Source organism: Sphingobacterium sp. UBA2610 (assembly GCF_002339225.1).
GTDB classification, from domain to species: domain Bacteria; phylum Bacteroidota; class Bacteroidia; order Sphingobacteriales; family Sphingobacteriaceae; genus Sphingobacterium; species Sphingobacterium multivorum.
On the sequence record NZ_DDKA01000033.1, the window covers coordinates 23,401 to 39,762 of the forward strand.

General features: G+C 40.3%; 15 protein-coding genes and 1 tRNA gene. 6 read left to right on the forward strand and 10 right to left on the reverse strand.

Features of this window, described 5'->3' with window-relative positions; translation table 11 throughout:
- Positions 1–11: 11 nt before the first annotated feature.
- The 4 genes from B4Z47_RS21975 to B4Z47_RS21990 form a co-directional block, all read right to left on the reverse strand.
- The gene (locus B4Z47_RS21975; RefSeq protein ID WP_159332819.1) at positions 12–1,607 is read right to left on the reverse strand and encodes a SusD/RagB family nutrient-binding outer membrane lipoprotein; all 1,596 of its coding nucleotides are present in this window, start codon (positions 1,605–1,607) and stop codon (positions 12–14) included.
- 12 nt (positions 1,608–1,619) lie between these two features.
- Complete coding sequence (locus B4Z47_RS21980; protein WP_236560142.1) at positions 1,620–4,877, reverse strand: SusC/RagA family TonB-linked outer membrane protein; 3,258 nt, start codon at positions 4,875–4,877, stop codon at positions 1,620–1,622.
- Between the two features lie 187 nt (positions 4,878–5,064).
- Complete coding sequence (locus B4Z47_RS21985; protein ID WP_070567341.1) at positions 5,065–6,165, reverse strand: FecR family protein; 1,101 nt, start codon at positions 6,163–6,165, stop codon at positions 5,065–5,067.
- 189 nt (positions 6,166–6,354) lie between these two features.
- Positions 6,355–6,912: an RNA polymerase sigma factor gene (locus tag B4Z47_RS21990; RefSeq protein ID WP_046674230.1), complete on the reverse strand. Its 558-nt coding sequence runs from the start codon at positions 6,910–6,912 to the stop codon at positions 6,355–6,357.
- A 215-nt stretch (positions 6,913–7,127) separates the two neighbouring features.
- On the opposite strand from B4Z47_RS21990, the gene B4Z47_RS21995 reads away from it, so the two are divergent.
- From B4Z47_RS21995 to B4Z47_RS22005, 3 genes are all read left to right on the forward strand, one after another.
- The gene (locus B4Z47_RS21995; protein ID WP_070567343.1) at positions 7,128–7,646 is read left to right on the forward strand and encodes an NADPH-dependent FMN reductase; all 519 of its coding nucleotides are present in this window, start codon (positions 7,128–7,130) and stop codon (positions 7,644–7,646) included.
- Between the two features lie 82 nt (positions 7,647–7,728).
- Entirely contained in the window at positions 7,729–7,950 is a 222-nt protein-coding gene (locus B4Z47_RS22000; RefSeq protein WP_046674232.1) for a VF530 family DNA-binding protein, read from the forward strand.
- Positions 7,951–8,005: 55 nt separating this feature from the next.
- Complete coding sequence (locus tag B4Z47_RS22005; RefSeq protein ID WP_070567345.1) at positions 8,006–8,455, forward strand: KTSC domain-containing protein; 450 nt, start codon at positions 8,006–8,008, stop codon at positions 8,453–8,455.
- A gap of 128 nt (positions 8,456–8,583) precedes the next feature.
- Here the strand turns inward: B4Z47_RS22005 and B4Z47_RS22010 are convergent, their stop codons facing one another.
- The 4 genes from B4Z47_RS22010 to B4Z47_RS22025 are packed head-to-tail and all read right to left on the reverse strand — an operon-like array spanning position 8,584 to position 11,917.
- A complete protein-coding gene (locus B4Z47_RS22010; protein WP_070567346.1) occupies positions 8,584–10,134 on the reverse strand; it encodes a hypothetical protein in 1,551 nt (516 codons plus the stop codon).
- Positions 10,119–10,370: a hypothetical protein gene (locus tag B4Z47_RS22015; RefSeq protein ID WP_070567348.1), complete on the reverse strand. Its 252-nt coding sequence runs from the start codon at positions 10,368–10,370 to the stop codon at positions 10,119–10,121. Before B4Z47_RS22015 ends, B4Z47_RS22010 begins: the two co-directional genes overlap by 16 nt.
- A 48-nt stretch (positions 10,371–10,418) precedes the next feature.
- Positions 10,419–11,387 carry a FecR family protein gene (locus tag B4Z47_RS22020; RefSeq protein ID WP_159332817.1) on the reverse strand — a complete coding sequence of 323 codons (969 nt, stop codon included), beginning with the start codon at positions 11,385–11,387 and terminating at the stop codon, positions 10,419–10,421.
- Positions 11,384–11,917 (reverse strand): RNA polymerase sigma-70 factor, encoded by a 534-nt coding sequence (locus tag B4Z47_RS22025; protein WP_115047582.1) that lies wholly within the window; start codon positions 11,915–11,917, stop codon positions 11,384–11,386. The genes B4Z47_RS22020 and B4Z47_RS22025 overlap by 4 nt, the downstream gene beginning before the upstream one ends.
- 349 nt (positions 11,918–12,266) lie before the next feature.
- Here B4Z47_RS22025 and B4Z47_RS22030 point away from each other — a divergent pair, with 349 nt between their 5' ends.
- Complete coding sequence (locus B4Z47_RS22030) at positions 12,267–12,830, forward strand: porin family protein (RefSeq protein WP_115047580.1); 564 nt, start codon at positions 12,267–12,269, stop codon at positions 12,828–12,830.
- 155 nt (positions 12,831–12,985) lie between these two features.
- A tRNA-Pro gene (locus tag B4Z47_RS22035) sits at positions 12,986–13,059 on the forward strand.
- Between the two features lie 160 nt (positions 13,060–13,219).
- Here B4Z47_RS22035 and B4Z47_RS22040 read toward each other — a convergent pair.
- On the reverse strand, positions 13,220–13,426 hold the full coding sequence (locus tag B4Z47_RS22040; protein WP_083296025.1) for a DUF1398 family protein: 207 nt from the start codon (positions 13,424–13,426) through the stop codon (positions 13,220–13,222).
- A gap of 764 nt (positions 13,427–14,190) precedes the next feature.
- Positions 14,191–15,057, reverse strand: a complete 867-nt coding sequence (locus B4Z47_RS22045) for an SDR family oxidoreductase (protein WP_070567358.1) — start codon at positions 15,055–15,057, stop codon at positions 14,191–14,193.
- A gap of 113 nt (positions 15,058–15,170) precedes the next feature.
- On the opposite strand from B4Z47_RS22045, the gene B4Z47_RS22050 reads away from it, so the two are divergent.
- On the forward strand, positions 15,171–15,506 hold the full coding sequence (locus B4Z47_RS22050) for a winged helix-turn-helix transcriptional regulator (RefSeq protein ID WP_070567360.1): 336 nt from the start codon (positions 15,171–15,173) through the stop codon (positions 15,504–15,506).
- The last annotated feature ends 856 nt before the right edge of the window (positions 15,507–16,362 follow it).

Here is a 16,362-nt window from a genome sequence, read left to right on the forward strand (position 1 = left end):
AACCATTGTAATTATTTATCCCACCAAACTCGACCAGACAACTTGTCTCCGCCAGGTACTGCGGCCGAAGCTGCTCTGTAGTTTTCGCCATTGATAGCCGCTTCAGTAGAAGGATAAGGGAATCTTCTTGGAATAGTCCCCGACGTTGCATTGCCTGGATAATTCACAGGAGTTAACGCTGGATAGCCACTTCTACGCCAGTTGCTCCAAGTTTCATAAAAGTCCATCATCGTTATGGTATGTGCCCAGTATTGAGTATTAATCTGCTTTAAGGCATCAGCAGCATTAAATGGATTTGCTGCCAAGTAAGTCTCGGCATCTGCATCACTTATTGCCAAGGAACCATCATATTGATTCAGATACGTAATGCTTGCCTTCACCCCTTTTTTATAATGGTCGCTTGCACTACCACCGATGCCCCAACGTTGGGCAGCCTCTGCTAAAAGCAATTCGGATTCACCGTAGGTCAAAATAAATGTCGCGCCAGTCCGCTTGATCATATTAGGATTGGGCGAAGAATATTCCGCAAAGGTCGTGTAACTTGGATCGCTACTGATGTTATACTGCGCATTTGAGCCCAAATCCTTACCGTTAGGCATCCCCTTTTGCTTGGTTGGGTCTGTGATAAAACTCCCGTTCTGTCCTTTATCCTTTTCCGATAAATACAGTTTTGTGACAGCTACCTTTTGTAACCTCGGATCATTATTGCTTTTTAGATAGTCAATAAATGTTTTAGACCATTTGACATAATAATTCTCTTGACCACCATCACCCAATAAAACTTGGCTATTTCTATTTTGCGTTACCCGAGATCCAGACTCATCATGTAAAATAAATGCATTGTCAGCATTACTGTCCATTGTCTTGCCCGCAGCCTTCTGCACATACTCTTTCGCTTTAGCTTCGTCTACTTTAACCAAACGCATCGCTGTGCGAAGCAGTAGAGAATTACCAAATTTACGCCATTTGGCAATATCACCTTTATAAATAACATCCCCAGTGACTTTATCACCATCATCCTTTAACGCTGCAGTAGCCGCTTCCAGTTCCTTCAGCAAATCAGTATAGATATCCTGCTGCTTGTCATACTTCGGTTTATAAACTTTGGTATAAAAACCCAGTCCCGCCTCCGAATAGGGAACATCGCCATACAAATCAGTTAAGCGTGCGAAAATTAAAGCTTTCCAAATACGGGCGACATTGTGGAGATTTGCATATTTTGGTTTGTCTTTTGTAAACTCAACCACATCCACAATATTACGAACCTGCTCAATATAGGCCCCTACTGTACCCGTCCCCCAATAAGCCGCGGTATAACTTTCATTCAGCATATATTTGTCCCCAGCCCAATAACTCACTACGGTCGATAAACCTTGCATCATTGTGGAAGAATAAATCAGATTTCCACGCCATGTATCGTATGCAAAATCAAAACTTCCGGTGTAAAACAATTGTGCTGAGCTCAATGTATAATTTGGATCCCAATTTTCTTTTCCGTAAGCAACTGGATCTGTATTTATCTTATCAAAATCTTTGGTACAGCTACTTTCCATAAATAATGTAGCCGCCATTAAACTAACAAATACCGGTTTAATATATCTTTTCATGATTGTTTGCAATTAGAATTTAACACTTAAATTAACACCGTAAGTACGCACTGCTGGAACACCGCCGAGTTCTAAACCCGGGAAAGTTGCATTATAGCTCGATTCTGGATCAATGTTATTTGTTTTCTTCATGATCGTCCAGAGATTGCGCGCTACAGCACTTACCGTAATTGACTTAACTTTGTTATTGAATAAGTTGGAAGGGAAAGTATACCCCATAACGACCTGTCTCAACTTTACAAAATCAGCGCTGTTTACAAATATCTTGGATACATTATTCGCTGTATTGGTATAATAAGTAGAGGCCGTTCTACCCAAGCTTTCACGATCTGCCACAGTTTCCTGATGCAATCCAAAAATGTAACCGTAGTAGTCTGTTCCTGAGAAAAGCTTTCCACCCCACTTTCCATCAATCAAGAAAGAGAAATTAAACCTTTTGTAGTTAAATTCATTGTTCCAACCTGCAAACCATTTATTCATAGCTGAACCATAAGACTTTAACTCACCCCGGTCAGGAGAACCGTCAGCCAATTTTACGATCTCGCCATTGCTATCATACTTATAATCGAAAGCCATGATCTGAAAAGCAGGCATACCAACTTTATTCATTAAGTAACCTACGCCCGAACGGGACGTTGCTACCGTCTGTTCGTCCATTCCTTCAGCCAATGAAATCACTTTATTGTCGTTGTAAGAACCATTCAATGAGGATACCCATTTAAAATCTTCGGTTTTAACAACAGTAGCAGAAATCAACGCTTCAAACCCCTTATTTTGCATCTTTCCGGCATTGAGTACGGCACCGGCGTACCCGCTTGCTGAAGGGGTTGTGATAAAAGAAATCTCATCTTTCGACTTCTTGTTATACCAGGTTAGATCCAAGTTTACACGATCATTAAAAAGACGCAACTCCGTTCCAATTTCCAACTCTGTTGCTGTAGAAGCTTTCAAGGAAGAGTTCGGGATATTCACATTGTTAATAACCCCTAACGGTTGACCGTTGAGTACCTCGCTTCTAAAATTATAGGTTAGCAAGGTTTGATAAGGATCTGTTGCCTGCCCTACCTGAGCAAAACCTGCCCTCAACTTTCCAAAACTCAACCACGATGGCTTTAGATATTCTGAAAAGATAAATGATCCCGAAACTGCTGGATAAACCGAGTTCAATTTATTATCCACTCCCGGAGTTGCTAGCGTAGAAAACCAGTCAGAGCGCAAACTACCTGTCAGATAGGCGACATCTTTATAAGCAAATTCTAAGGTACCGTAAGTAGACTGTGTCTCCGATTCGCTTTCGAGATACGCTACCGATTTATTTTTTGCATTCAAAATATTGTAAACACCGAATATCGCGAAGTCGGTACCCAAATTTGTCGTTTGTCTGATTTTAGTATTTCTGTAACTCGCTCCGAGATTAGGCGTCAGGGTATAATCTCCGAAAGTGAATGACTTACCAACCAAAACATCCGTATTAATATCCGCAAATTTGGTTTCTTGTTCAGCGATTTTACCATTTTCATAATAACCCGTACCAGAAGGCAATACATTTTTATAATGATCAGTATAGCCATCCCGTCCCGCTCTTCCTTGAACAAACAAACCGTTGCCCATCGTATATTTAGCCGTAACAGAGGCTATGGAGCGGTCACGATTGGTGTTATTGATAAACTCATTTGCAGCAAACCAAGGGTTGGTCGCATACACATTGCCTGAATTATAGAGTATCTCTTTTCCATTGCCATCCTTCCATGGCTTCAAATCATTGACATTAATGCTCGATGGCAAAAACATAACGTTGTAATTGGCGTTTCCTGCACCGTCAGAAACCATTGGACGATTTTTGACCTGCTCCAAAATCATGTTGTAACGCGCATCAATCGTCAAACCTTTGAGTGGTTCAAAAAGTCCGACCAAATTAAACGACTGTCTTTTCAGTCCCGAATTTGGAACAACAGACCTGTTATTGACATCTGTTCCCGACAGACGGATAGATCCGCCATCAAATGATTTATTTAATGCCAGCGTATTTGTCCATGTTGAACCCGTACGATAAAACCTATCTAAATTCCCTTTTTGTAATGAATATGGTCTTGATACACCGTCAAATTGGACTACGGGAGAACCGTCCAATTTAGCTCCCCAGCTCGATCCGCCCACTTGGGCCGCTCCTGCTTGGGTTGTTGGCTTCTCACCGTTCGCCCCCTGACCATACACTGTTTGCCAATTGGTGTTGTCAATGATCTGCTCGGCAACAAGGTTACTATTGAAATCGATCGAATTACCTTTACCTGATTTTGTCGTAATGAGGATAACACCAGCTTTCGCTCTTGAGCCATATAATGCTGATGCTGCCGCACCTTTTAGAACCGAAATACTTTCAATATCGTCTGGGTTGATATTGCCGATCGCATCACCAAGATCGGGTGCATTATCCCATTGGCTTCCTGAGTTTCCCTTGGAATTAGCATTTCCAATTCCTACTGGTTTACTTTCCATGGGGATACCATTGATTACGTATAATGGCTGATTTGTTTGGTTCAAACTTGATACCCCACGAATGGTCACATTGGACGCAGCTCCAGCCCCACCAGATGTAGAACTGATATCCAATCCGGCCACCTTTCCTACGAGTGAATTCATCACATTATTTTCACGGGCTGTGGTTAGTGATTCACCGGCAACCTGCGTAACAGAATACCCCAACGAGCGTTTCTCTTTCTTCATACCCAATGCCGTCACAACAACCTCATTGAGCATCCGATTGTCTTCCAATAAAACAATTTTCAGATCACCCTCTTTGGTTACGGCCACTTCTTGCGAAGTGTAACCTGCAAAAGAAATAATTAAGGTGTTTCCAGTTGCGGCATCGATCGTAAAACGTCCATTGATATCTGTTGCCCGCCCCACCGCGGTTCCCTTAACACGTACCGTGGCACCAGCTAAGGGATTGCCCTTATCGTCCGTGACGACACCTGCGACAGCTACCTGCTGTTGTTGACTGACAACCACAAGACCTTCCTTAGAAACGGAGTAAACCAATCCACTTTTATTGAAAAGCTTAGCCAATACATCCAATACCTTGGTATTATTCGCATTGACTGACACTTCTTTATTTAAATTTTCGTTCGTCGAATTATAGACAAAGTAATAATCACTTTGCTCTTCGATCATTTTAAGTACCTTGCTCAGTTTTGTTTTTTGGACATCCAAGGAGACTTTTTGTTGGGAAAATACATTTGCCGAAACATTCATAACAGCACACGTAGTCATAATTAAGGCTAGTTTCATCCGGATAATGAATCTAAAATGCACAATATATCCATTGCGCATTTGCAATAAGCAATTTTTAATCATATTTTAGTGTTGGTTAAAATTAATATTAAGCAGCACGCCCCAATGTTGCTGCTTTTGGTTAATCATTTTTTCAATGAAGGATGGTGTTGGTCCACCATCCTTTTTACTTTTCTGATATAGTTATTTTTTTCCCATATACATTAAATTTAAAAGGTTCAACTTCCTGTAAAGCACTTAATACCTGAACAATACCTTCCTTGCTGAAGGTTGCCGTAAAGCGATATTGTTTTAATTGATCATTTTGGATTTGTATATCCACATCATACCAACGTTCCAGTGTTCTACGAAGTGATTCAAAATCTTGGTCCACGATTTCTAATCTATTTTCACGCCACGCAATGTCTGGTATTTCAGCTGTATTGGATTCTATTGTAGGGATATTCTCTATGGCAATTTCCTTAATCGGTAATTTGCTCACGTTTGGTTTATTGGTTTTACGAGCGATTGCTACTTCAGTTTGATTCTTAAAGATCGTGATTTTTTGATTCGGTTTTATGACAACAGAATTTTCACGCTGCCCTTTGCTCGTCATCTCAATAGAACCTTCCACTAGCAATGCTTCTGCTGTAGGTTCATCAGAATAACTCTTTACATTGAATGTTGTCCCCAGTACCTTGATATCAAAATCAGCTGCCTGTACCACAAAAGGTTTCTCCTTATTCTTTGCTACCTGAAAATAGCCTTCACCAGCAAGCCGCACCACACGCAATTCCTGATTGAAATCTGCGGACAACTCTAATTTACTCGCAGAATTTAGCGTTACTGTACTTCCATCACTTAATTCGAAGGTCTTTTTCTCCCCATTTTTTGTTTGATATACTTGGCCGATTGCGCTTATTGGCAATGAGGAATCAACTTTACCGGGTTGAGCATAATACCAAACTCCGCCCGATACCAATGCAACAAGTACAGCGGCAATGGCTGCCCATTTGGGCCAGTTAAACCGAAAGGATGCCTGATGCTCCACTGGAACATTCTGCAGATCTGTCTTCAATTTTTCCAATTGCTCATTCACAGGTCGACGATTGCCAACCAAGAGTTGATAGAGGCGTTTGGCTTTCAGAATCGTCTCCGCTTGTTCTGGATGGTTCAGGCTATATTGTTGCCAGTACAGAATACAGTTTTTATCTTCTCCCGAACAATACTTTTGAAAAGTATCGTCAATCAAAAAATCTTCTAACTGTTTATAATCTTTTTGGCTCATTCTTTTGGGTATTTACTCTATAGTGCCCAAAAGACGTTCTTTTGCCTAAAGAAAATTTAAAATATTTCATAAAACACTGAAATTCAGATTTTTATTTTAAATAAAGAATACAAGAATAGCATTCTGTAATAGTTTTCAGCGCATGCTAAACGATTATTGGATCTGCAAAGGAACCACAACAGGTTAAACTTAAATATCTTTTAACTCTTCCCGTAGGATTTTCAAAGCATCGTAAAGCGTATTATAGGCTGTCTTTACAGACATTTGTGTAATTTCTGAGATTTTTTCATACGAATATCCCTCAAAGAACTTGAGATTCACCAGCTGTTTTTGACGAAATGATAACTTCTCCAGTGCTTCTTTCAAACGGATCTGTATGATTTCATTCGTCTGTACTTTGATGACAAACTCCTCATAGGGCATCTCCACCCAATCATCTTCAGCTTTTACATGTTGAAGGGCTGTATTTATTTTATGTTGTTTCTCCAGCAAACGCAGAATACGTCTTTTTAAAAAAGTAATGAGATAGGACTGTACATTTTCGACCCGGTCAAGCTGTTCTCGTTTTTCCCAAATTTTCACAAATACCTGATCGGTTGCTTCACTTGCCAGGTCACTATCGCCACATGTACGTATTCCAAAATTGACAAGCTCTTGATAGAGTGCCGCATATAGGTCAAAGAAAGCCGTTTCGTCTCCAGTACGAATACGTTCCCACAATAAGCGGTACCCCATTTTATTTCTCATAATAAAGCATATAATCCGAAAAAAGGCTAATATAAGTCCTCAGTTCCAAAAGTATAAACTTAATCGGTAAAAGGAGAAAGAAACGAAAAATTACATTGAAGCGAAGAACAAAGTCAATCGTTTGAATTGAATAGTGTAATTTAGTTCCTAAATTAAGAATATAAAAAGTAAAAACTCAGCAGCAGTATACAGCCGTTGATTAGATTTAAACTCACATGAAAACTATTTTTGCCATTGTTGGTAGCGCCAGTGCACATTCATCCAATCATCATATTGTAAATCACCTCCAACAGGAGATCAATGCCGATATCCATTTCACCCTATTTGATCGTCTTAAAGAACTGCCTCATTTTGATCCAGAGGAGAGCCAATCTCATCCACCTATTGAAATTATTGCACTTCGCCAGGTAATCAATGACGCCGATTTAGTATTGATCAGCAGCCCTGAATATATTTTCAGTGTACCCAGTGGATTAAAAAATCTACTTGAATGGTGCGCCGCAACGACGGTTTTCACCGATAAGCCCGTTAGTATCATTACTGCTGCTGCGCAAGGCGAAACAGCGCATGTCGAACTACAGCGTATCCTGCAGGGATTAGGAGCTCAAATTGACGAAAAAAGAAATCTACTCATACAAGGAGTCAAAGGAAAACTGGATGCTACGGGAGCAATTTGGGACGAACAGCTCAATTTAGATCTAGAAAAGCTGGCCACACAACTTAATGAATATTAATACACACTAAGTTCTGTTCCATTTTCATTCAAACCATAGAAATTAGCATAATCCATAATTTGAAGATTATTATCTTTACGACATGCAAGAACAAATTAATAATCCATTACACGGAAAAAGACTCGACACCATTATTGAATATTTAGTGGAGTATTATGGCTGGGAAGAGTTGGGACAACGCATATCCATCCGTTGCTTCAATGAAAATCCGAGTGTCAAATCATCCCTAACTTTCTTAAGGAAAACACCTTGGGCAAGAGAGAAGGTCGAGCAACTCTATGTAAAAACCTTGTTGAAGAAATAAGAAAATTTCTTATTTCATAGCGAATAATCTGATTATTAAGCATATCTTTGCCGCCATGAAAAAAATTGCCGACTACCGGAAGTTACTTAATGTAGATAAATCTGTGGATCTGAAAACCCTAAAATCTACTTACCGGACAATCATGAAAGAATGTCATCCCGATAAATTTGTCAATGATGAAGAAGGTCGTTTGGCTGCAGAGCAAAAAAGTGTTGAAATGATCGAAGCATACCATTTTCTGGTAAGCATTTGTCCGGAAACATTAGAGCAACAGTTACCAATCTACACGGAGACAATTACCAATTCTGGTATTCAGGATATTGACTGGAAAGGACAAATATTGACAGTCACTTTTCACGATGGTAGTCAATATGAATATTTTGGTGTTCAGCGGAATGACTATATTAAATTTGTCAACGCAGATTCTTTAGGTCGATTTGCCCGCAGACACATCTTCCATTCTTATCCTTACCGTAATGTATTAAAGACTGCGACAGTCGCTTAAACACTGTTCTCCAATCAGCTATACAAAGATAAACGCCCGCTATCAAATTGATATTGGGCGTTTACGTAAAATGTTAAATGTTTAAAAGCTATCTATAGAACAACACTATTAACAAATAGTTTTCAGTTTTATAATTTTAACATCAGCCCTGCCATTCCACCGCCATAAAATGTATTTCGTGTTCGGTCTCTTCGCCAAGCTTTCCATACCGTACTACCGCCAGAAATTGTATTTTCATCTCGCTCCGCATAGTTCAAACTGGGAGCAACAAATATAGATATACGGTCACTTAATTTAAAGGCTGGAATTATCCGCAGCGAGGACTGATGGTTATCCAGCATTTTAAATTTCTCGGTCAAAAGATTACGCGCTGTTATTTCAGTGCGGAGACTGAATTTAGACCCATTGAGCACTACAGCTCCTAACCCAGCTTCAAAGGCATATTTATCAGGTCGATTACCTTCAAGTGCCACATTGATCGATAATAGGCTATAAAGTACACGACCACCTGAACGAAATTGCAGTCCGAGGTAGCTATCTTCATTAATTGCTATTGAAAGACTTTTCTCGCCATTTTTAATAAAATTGAGCAGACCAATGGGATAATCGCTGCTATCCGCGATATTGACGATACCGGCCAATTGAATTCCTTTTACTTTTTTTGCTTTATTGGCGAGGCCTGCAATTTGATTTCCAACAGTCGATTCGCTATGATTAAGTATACTGGCAAGCTGTACCGTTCCAGAAGCATCTTTCGTCAAATTTACAACTCCGGCAATCTGAACTCCTCTCACCGTATCTGCTTTGTTGAAAACACCCGCTATTTGTAGACCTTTTACTTGCCCGACAACATGGTTTCCCACACCAGCGATCTGTACCCCACTTACATTTCCACCTACGCCATTAAAAACACCTGCCATTTGCAAACCTTTCATTTCTCCGAAAACACGGTTTCCTACACCGGCGAGCTGCACCCCACGCACATTTCCGCCCACCGCATTGAACACCCCAGCCATCTGCATACCCTGCATATCATATTGATTCATATTAAATACGCCACCGAGCTCCATACCTTTTACGCCCGCCGTAGATCCACCAATGATATTGATGGAAAATTTATTCACAATTTGCGAGCGTATAAAACCATGCGTACTTAATCCCGGTGTCATCGAAATTTGGTAAGGACTATACAAAAACATTCCACCTAAATTCATACTTTGGATCTTCTGGGCAGGCGAGAGAAACACCCGTCCCCAAAACGATCGATAAAGACCATGATCTTCTTCATAACCCTCAAAATAGCCATAATCACGCGTTTTCTTATCTCCAATTTTCGCTTCTATCGGAAAAATCACCATAACACTGGTATCCCGAAAAGCCTCCTTACTCACATTCACAGCAATGAGATTACTCCTTTTCTTTACATCTAGTTCAAAGTAGCCGTTTTGATCCGTCAATGTAGACAGTAAAGCATTTCGATCAAAGATACTCGCATTGGAAATCGGGCGGTTGGTTCGAATATTCTTGATATAACCTGTTATAACCACTTTATTCTTAGTGGGTGTTTGTACTTCAAAATCTACCGACATCCGTTGTGGTGTATATTGAATGATAATATGTCTGCCCAGTTCTTTAAAAGAATATTCCTTTCCCAAAATCCCATCTAGATAATCGTACAAATTTCCTTTAAAAGGCTTGGTATGAATAACACTGTCTGTAGGATATTTCCATTGAAGGAGAACAATACATCTTCCTTCTCTTTCAAAAGCTGAAAGATTTCACCTACTGTGGTCTCCGCAAAAACAGGCATCTGAATCTCTACAGCAAGCTTTTGCTGTGCTCGTCCCGAATGGAACGAACACAGCATTAAAATGAAGAGGTAAAGCTCTATCCTTTTTATAAAAAATAGTATCATGTTGTTTTTATATACAATTTTGTTCCGAAAATATATCTATTTGTTGGCTCATCTCGTCAGATGAATCTCCCTATCTTTCACATGGACTTTTAATCCAAATGTGCTAGAAATGACTTTCAAAATTTCAGTTAAACTATTTTGTTCGAATTTTGCTGTCAATAACAATTTCTGATCAGGAGAATGATCTATAATAATCGTATAGTCATAAGCTTGATTGAGCACCTCGACAACACGTTTCAATGGGGTATTCTGAAAATCAAACACACGATCAACATAGTATTTATAAAACTGATCTTTGACAGGTTCCTTTCCTACTTTTATCGTATCCCTGTCCCGGATCGTAATCATTTGTTGTGGCCGCAAAAAGACTTCCTTATTTGCATACCCCACTTTGACCAATCCTGTAGCAACAATAACTTCCGTCGCATCGGGTATCCGTCGCACATTAAAACTTGTGCCCAATACCGTGATTTTGGTTTTACCCGTTTCAATGACAAAGGGGTGCTTTTTATCCTTGTGAACCTGGAAAAACACTTCCCCTCTTTCCAGGGTCACGTTTCTATTTTTATTGGTCCAACGACTTGAATAAGCCAGCGATGTATTTTTATTTAGTGTAACAACCGAGCCATCAGGAAGGGAATCTTGGCGCACTTGATCCCTGCTCGAAAGAAACATTTCTTCACGATGCGACTGATCAAATACATAGAATCCTACTGCACAGAGTATCAAGATACTCGCGGCGAGCCACCAGCTCCATTGAATTACAGAAGTCTTTTTTGGGGGGATTACCGCAGCTTCTGACGCTCTTTTATCTCGTACCACTTTGAAGTCAGCCCAAGCCTTATCCACATCCACATCAGGAACATCTAGGGGTTTGGGCAAACTATCCCACATTTTTTTCATTTTTATGTATTCCTCCTTATTGTTGGCATCTTCTTCCAACCAATTTTTTATCATGGTATTCTCTACCTCGTTGGTCTCACCAACGATATATTTTTCTAACAGTTCCTTATTCATAGCCTATAGATAAGAAAGCAAATAATCAATGTTAAATAATCCACAAGTTCAATACGCAAATGTCGCAGCGCCTTACTCATATGTCCCTCAACAGTCTTTATCGACAGATCCAAGGTTACTGCGATATCCTTATACTTCATTTCCTGAAAACGGCTTAACTCAAAAACCGTCCGACTTTTTTCGGGTAATTCCGCCAAGGCAATCTGGAGCCTTTCGTCCAAATCCCGTGTACTTTCATCAACTGCAGGCGCAAAATCCTGTCTATGCTGCTCATGTGATTGATATTTTAGCTTTCGTTGCTCCTTTTTTAGCACATTCATACTTTCATTATAAATAGCCCGATATAAATAAGCTTTTAATGAAGTATGTATCTGCTCCTCCCAATCGCGTTCCCAAAGCCGCAAAAACACCTGTTGCACAACCTCTTCCGCCACATCACTATCACCTAGATATCGATAGGCATAACGATGTAACTCCTTGTAATGTGTGCGAAAAAGCTGCTCAAAATTCTTTTCTTTATTTTCCGACATTGATCAATTCTATTGTTTAAATAATCCGCTCTATTAGTAAGACATCCTAATAGATTGTTACCCTTACAAATTTTTCATTTTTTCATCAGCTTCAATGACCTGAATCAGGTGATCGCAAATCCCTAAGTCGAACCTATTCTGAAATCTTTTCATATCAATACGACAACAAGGACAGTCCATTTCCCATCTGAAAAATGGGATTCACCCGAGAAGAAGTATAGAAAAGCTATTTTTATCACTAAAGGTAAGTCATCTATTTTATAAAATATTTTTTTTCTAAGGGTATACAGTTTTTCCATTGTCATAAAGGAAAGAACAATATACAATTGATAACAAAAATAATTTGACAATGAAAACAACATTCAAAGTAGCCCTGCTGGGATTGACATTATTGGGATTAACAGGTACTACACAGGCACAGGACATCACTTATGGGCTGCAAGTCGGAAGCAATTATCATATGAGTTCCTTTGGCAATAAGTCTGTCAAAGATAATAACGGCAAAGTTGGCGTATCAGTTGCAGGATTTGCACGTATTGGAGATCGTGTATTCTTTCAGCCTGGAATCGGTGCCAGTCTTTTACGCAAAGCATATAACTTCGAAAACGGACAGAAAACGCCTAAATTTTATCAGATCAATCTTCCCCTTCAAGTAGGGTATAAATTTTTGGAAAATGGCGACTTCAACCTCCGGGGACTATTGGGCCCTCAGTTAAACTATGATGTTAAAACAGTCAAGTCGAGTGCAAATACCGATTATAAGAAATTTTCATTTGATGGTCGTGTGGGTATTGGTGTAGACATCAGTCACCTCACCTTAGATGCTTATTATAGCCACGGTTTTACGAGTGTAGACAAAAACTTAGATGCAAAAAATAAAACAATCGGCATTATGGTCGGTTATAAGTTCTAAGCAGCATCTCGTAGTACACAAAGCGCCATTCTAAAAATCGAATGGCGCTTTTTCGTAATTATATTTTATTTTTTGTCAATAATTATTATTTTAGCGCTACCAAAAATTATTCTTAATCATGGTCCTATTCATAGCGGCCGTTCGATCAGAATAAACGGGATGTAGCGTAGCCCGGTATCGCGCCAGCATGGGGTGCTGGAGGTCGTCGGTTCAAATCCGGCCATCCCGACTTGATTATCAAGGACTTATGATCTAAAATCTTAAGTCCTTTTTTGTTAGGTCTAACATGGGTCTAACACTTTCTTTGTCTTTCCGTGAGTTGAACTAGATTTGAGTTTTTCGTTTTGTGTAATTTATTAGTTTTTATTCTGCATATATTTCAATCTGTTTTACACGTGCTTTGCCGCTTGCTCGCAAAACGTCGAAAAATCAGTTTGGCCTTTCTGGTGAATCGCAATAATATAACGTAATTTCTCCGGAGAAGCATCCGGGTTGATGGGCTTAGGCTCATAAACGGCTGGCGCAGCTATCTGGTATCCGCTTTCACCATAGTACGTAACTGTACCGTCAGTGACGCTATAGTTATAATTTTCAATCCAAGCGCTTTGATTTCGTGAATGTAGCGTGGAAGTCGGCGCCGCTTTTTACTTTGGCATGAGCTGCCTTTATTTGTTCGAGTGTGAATCCTTTTGCTGCTGAGTTTTTTTCCACTGTTTTTTGAACTTTAAAGGGGGGATACCGTAACGCTTAGTATCACCCCGGTTAACAATTGTTCTTATAACCGTGCACCCCACGTCTTGGAATATAGGCAGACGATTGTCCCTGCCGGAGCTTCGGTTTGGGCCATTGAACTGAAATCCAACCACCAAGCGGTATTGGGTAACACATGATAAACCTGGGCAACTTCAGCGCGTGAGATAGCCAAATGACGCTGCAAGGGACTTTTCCTAAACTTTATCACATATCCGCCAAGTTGCGGCTAAGAAGAGGCAATTTAGTAAACTTATCGAAGATCAGCCTGCTGGCTAAAACTTTCTGAGTTTAGTTTTCTACCGCCACTTTGTGATCTTGACGGTGGTCCCTTTCCCTAATTCGCTGTTTATCTCGGACCGATCTGAAAATCTCTTTGCGCCGGGAAACCCGATGCAAAGCGTTTTGCCGGTTGAGTACCCCTGCTCCATCGCAAGTTCCACATCCGGAATTCCACGGCCTGAATCAACAAAGATGACGTTAACTCCCTGCCTAGAGTTATGCGAAATCAATTGGATTTGGACAGTGCCTCTGCCTCCATATATAAGCATATTATTATGCGGGAGCGGTTCTATAACCGGCACTTCCACAAAGGATTTGCTTCTACCAATTAACTGTATATATTTTGCAGAAATTCTTTTAGGCTGACCGGGCTCCTCCCTAGTAGTCGCTTCACATCGCTTTTATTCGTATCAAATTCACCTCTAGCAATCGCTCCACAGAACCTTGCAATGTACGCTGCATCATCTTCAGAAAGACCGGCCTGTATAAGCTGTGCAACATATGCACTTACGTCCGGCTGGTGATAAGCTAATGTTTTTCCGGAAATGTCTGATAGCAGGTCAGCAATCTCTGCGAAGGAAAAGGCGGTTTCTGAGGCGATGATATATTCTTTGTTTTCATGACCCGGAGTAGTCAATACAACAGCATTTGCTTCAGCCATTTCGCTTATTGGTAAAAAGGGAGTTTTGCCATCTCCTGCAGGGATAGAGATTCCATTATTCAATATATCCTTTCCTACAAGGAAGGGAATCATGTCAGCATACATTGTGTTGTTCATTAAAGTGTAGGGGATACCTGTTTGTCTTAAATAATCAGCTGTATATGCATGATATCGAACCTCTCCACCCATGATACTTTGCTGTAAATTCTTCATGTCAAAGCTCGTATAAATAATATGGCCAACACCAGATTCATTCGCCGCATTGATCGCATTTTTGTGCTGCTCAAACCTTTTGCCTATATCTGATGAAGAAGACACCAGCAGCAGCTTGTCGACGCCCCGAAACGCACTTTTTAAAGACTCCAAATCCTGATAGTCGCCAAGTTTGATTTGAAGTCCTTTTGATTTTAATTCTGCCGCCTTGCTTTCATCTCTGACTAACGCAGTAATGTTGTTTGGGGCTATACCCCTGTTTAATAATGAATCGATGGTGGCTTTACCTAAATTTCCTGTTGCACCGGTTACTAAGATCATATTTTTTTGTTTTTAGATTAATTATTTTTGTCAGGTAAAGAAACAAATTTGATTTTGAAAAATTACCCTTGCTGCGGGTAACAAGACAAAAAGCGGTAACCTAAAAGTGACTAATGGAAAAGGAATTAGAACATGATGACTGTCCTGTTACAGCGACGATAGCCTTATTCGGAGGGCGATGGAAGCTGCCGATTTTATATATACTTTCAAAAAATACCAGACGTTTTGGCGAAATCCAGGTTAGGGTACCCTCTATTTCAAAAAAGGTGTTAACTAATCAATTGAGAGAGCTCGAAGCCGATGGCCTGATCAGCAGGAAACAGTACAGGGAGCTGCCTCCCCGGGTAGAATATACGCTCACTGATTTTGGAAAAACCCTTTGCCCTTTGTTGATTGATATAGCAGCCTGGCAAAGAAAAAGCATGGACACGCTTACCAAGGTGAAATAAAGCTTTCCCGTGAAGTCGTAACCAAAACGCCTAATCAACGTGATTATGAAGTACTGTTTTGGATAGATAAGGATAAAACGCCTAGGTAATCACTAAACCATTGCACCATCCCTAAAAGCTATTAAGCGAAGACGAAACTATCCTATTTGCCGTCTAAAAAATCGGGTGAATACAATGTTTGCCCATGTGAGCGGGCAATATCCTGAATGCGTTTAATCGCTTCCGCATTCGTTGGAGGCGGAAATTCTCGTGCGGCTACTGGCTGCCCAATCTCTAAAAAAATCTTCTAAACCTGCTGGCACTACAGTACGGAGCAACTTAGCTACAGCATCGCTCACATTTTTGGAGTAATGCACAGCGCCGCCCTTGGGAATGAGTACGAAAGCGCCTTTCGCGGCGGTATATACGTAGGCCTAAGAGTGTACTTCAATCTCACCTTCCACGATATAAAGAGATTCAAAAAAGTCGGCATGTGAACTTGGGCTAGGACCATTTTGCGGAGGAACCAGCATTTCTATACCTATTCCGTTACCTGTTTTCAGTTTTTACCTTCGAGGCATTGAAAGTGAAGTTATGATTTGTGATACAGGGAAATGGGCACTGACAGAGCCTTATATAGGGTTATTTTTACCCTTTTTTTACCATAAAGCCGAAGGTTTCAATCTAACTCAGTAGTCAATTTGGCCCTGAACAGGGTGGTCAACCACCATACGCTCCTTTCTTCAATTCCGGTGTTGTAACCGCTTGTTTTTGGCGCAAGACAAAGCCGGTGCCCTGCGTCAGGAATCAGAAAAAACGAAAAACATGAGATGCGTTAACGGCTTATTGCTGCCGAATTTTCATTTGAACTGTCAAT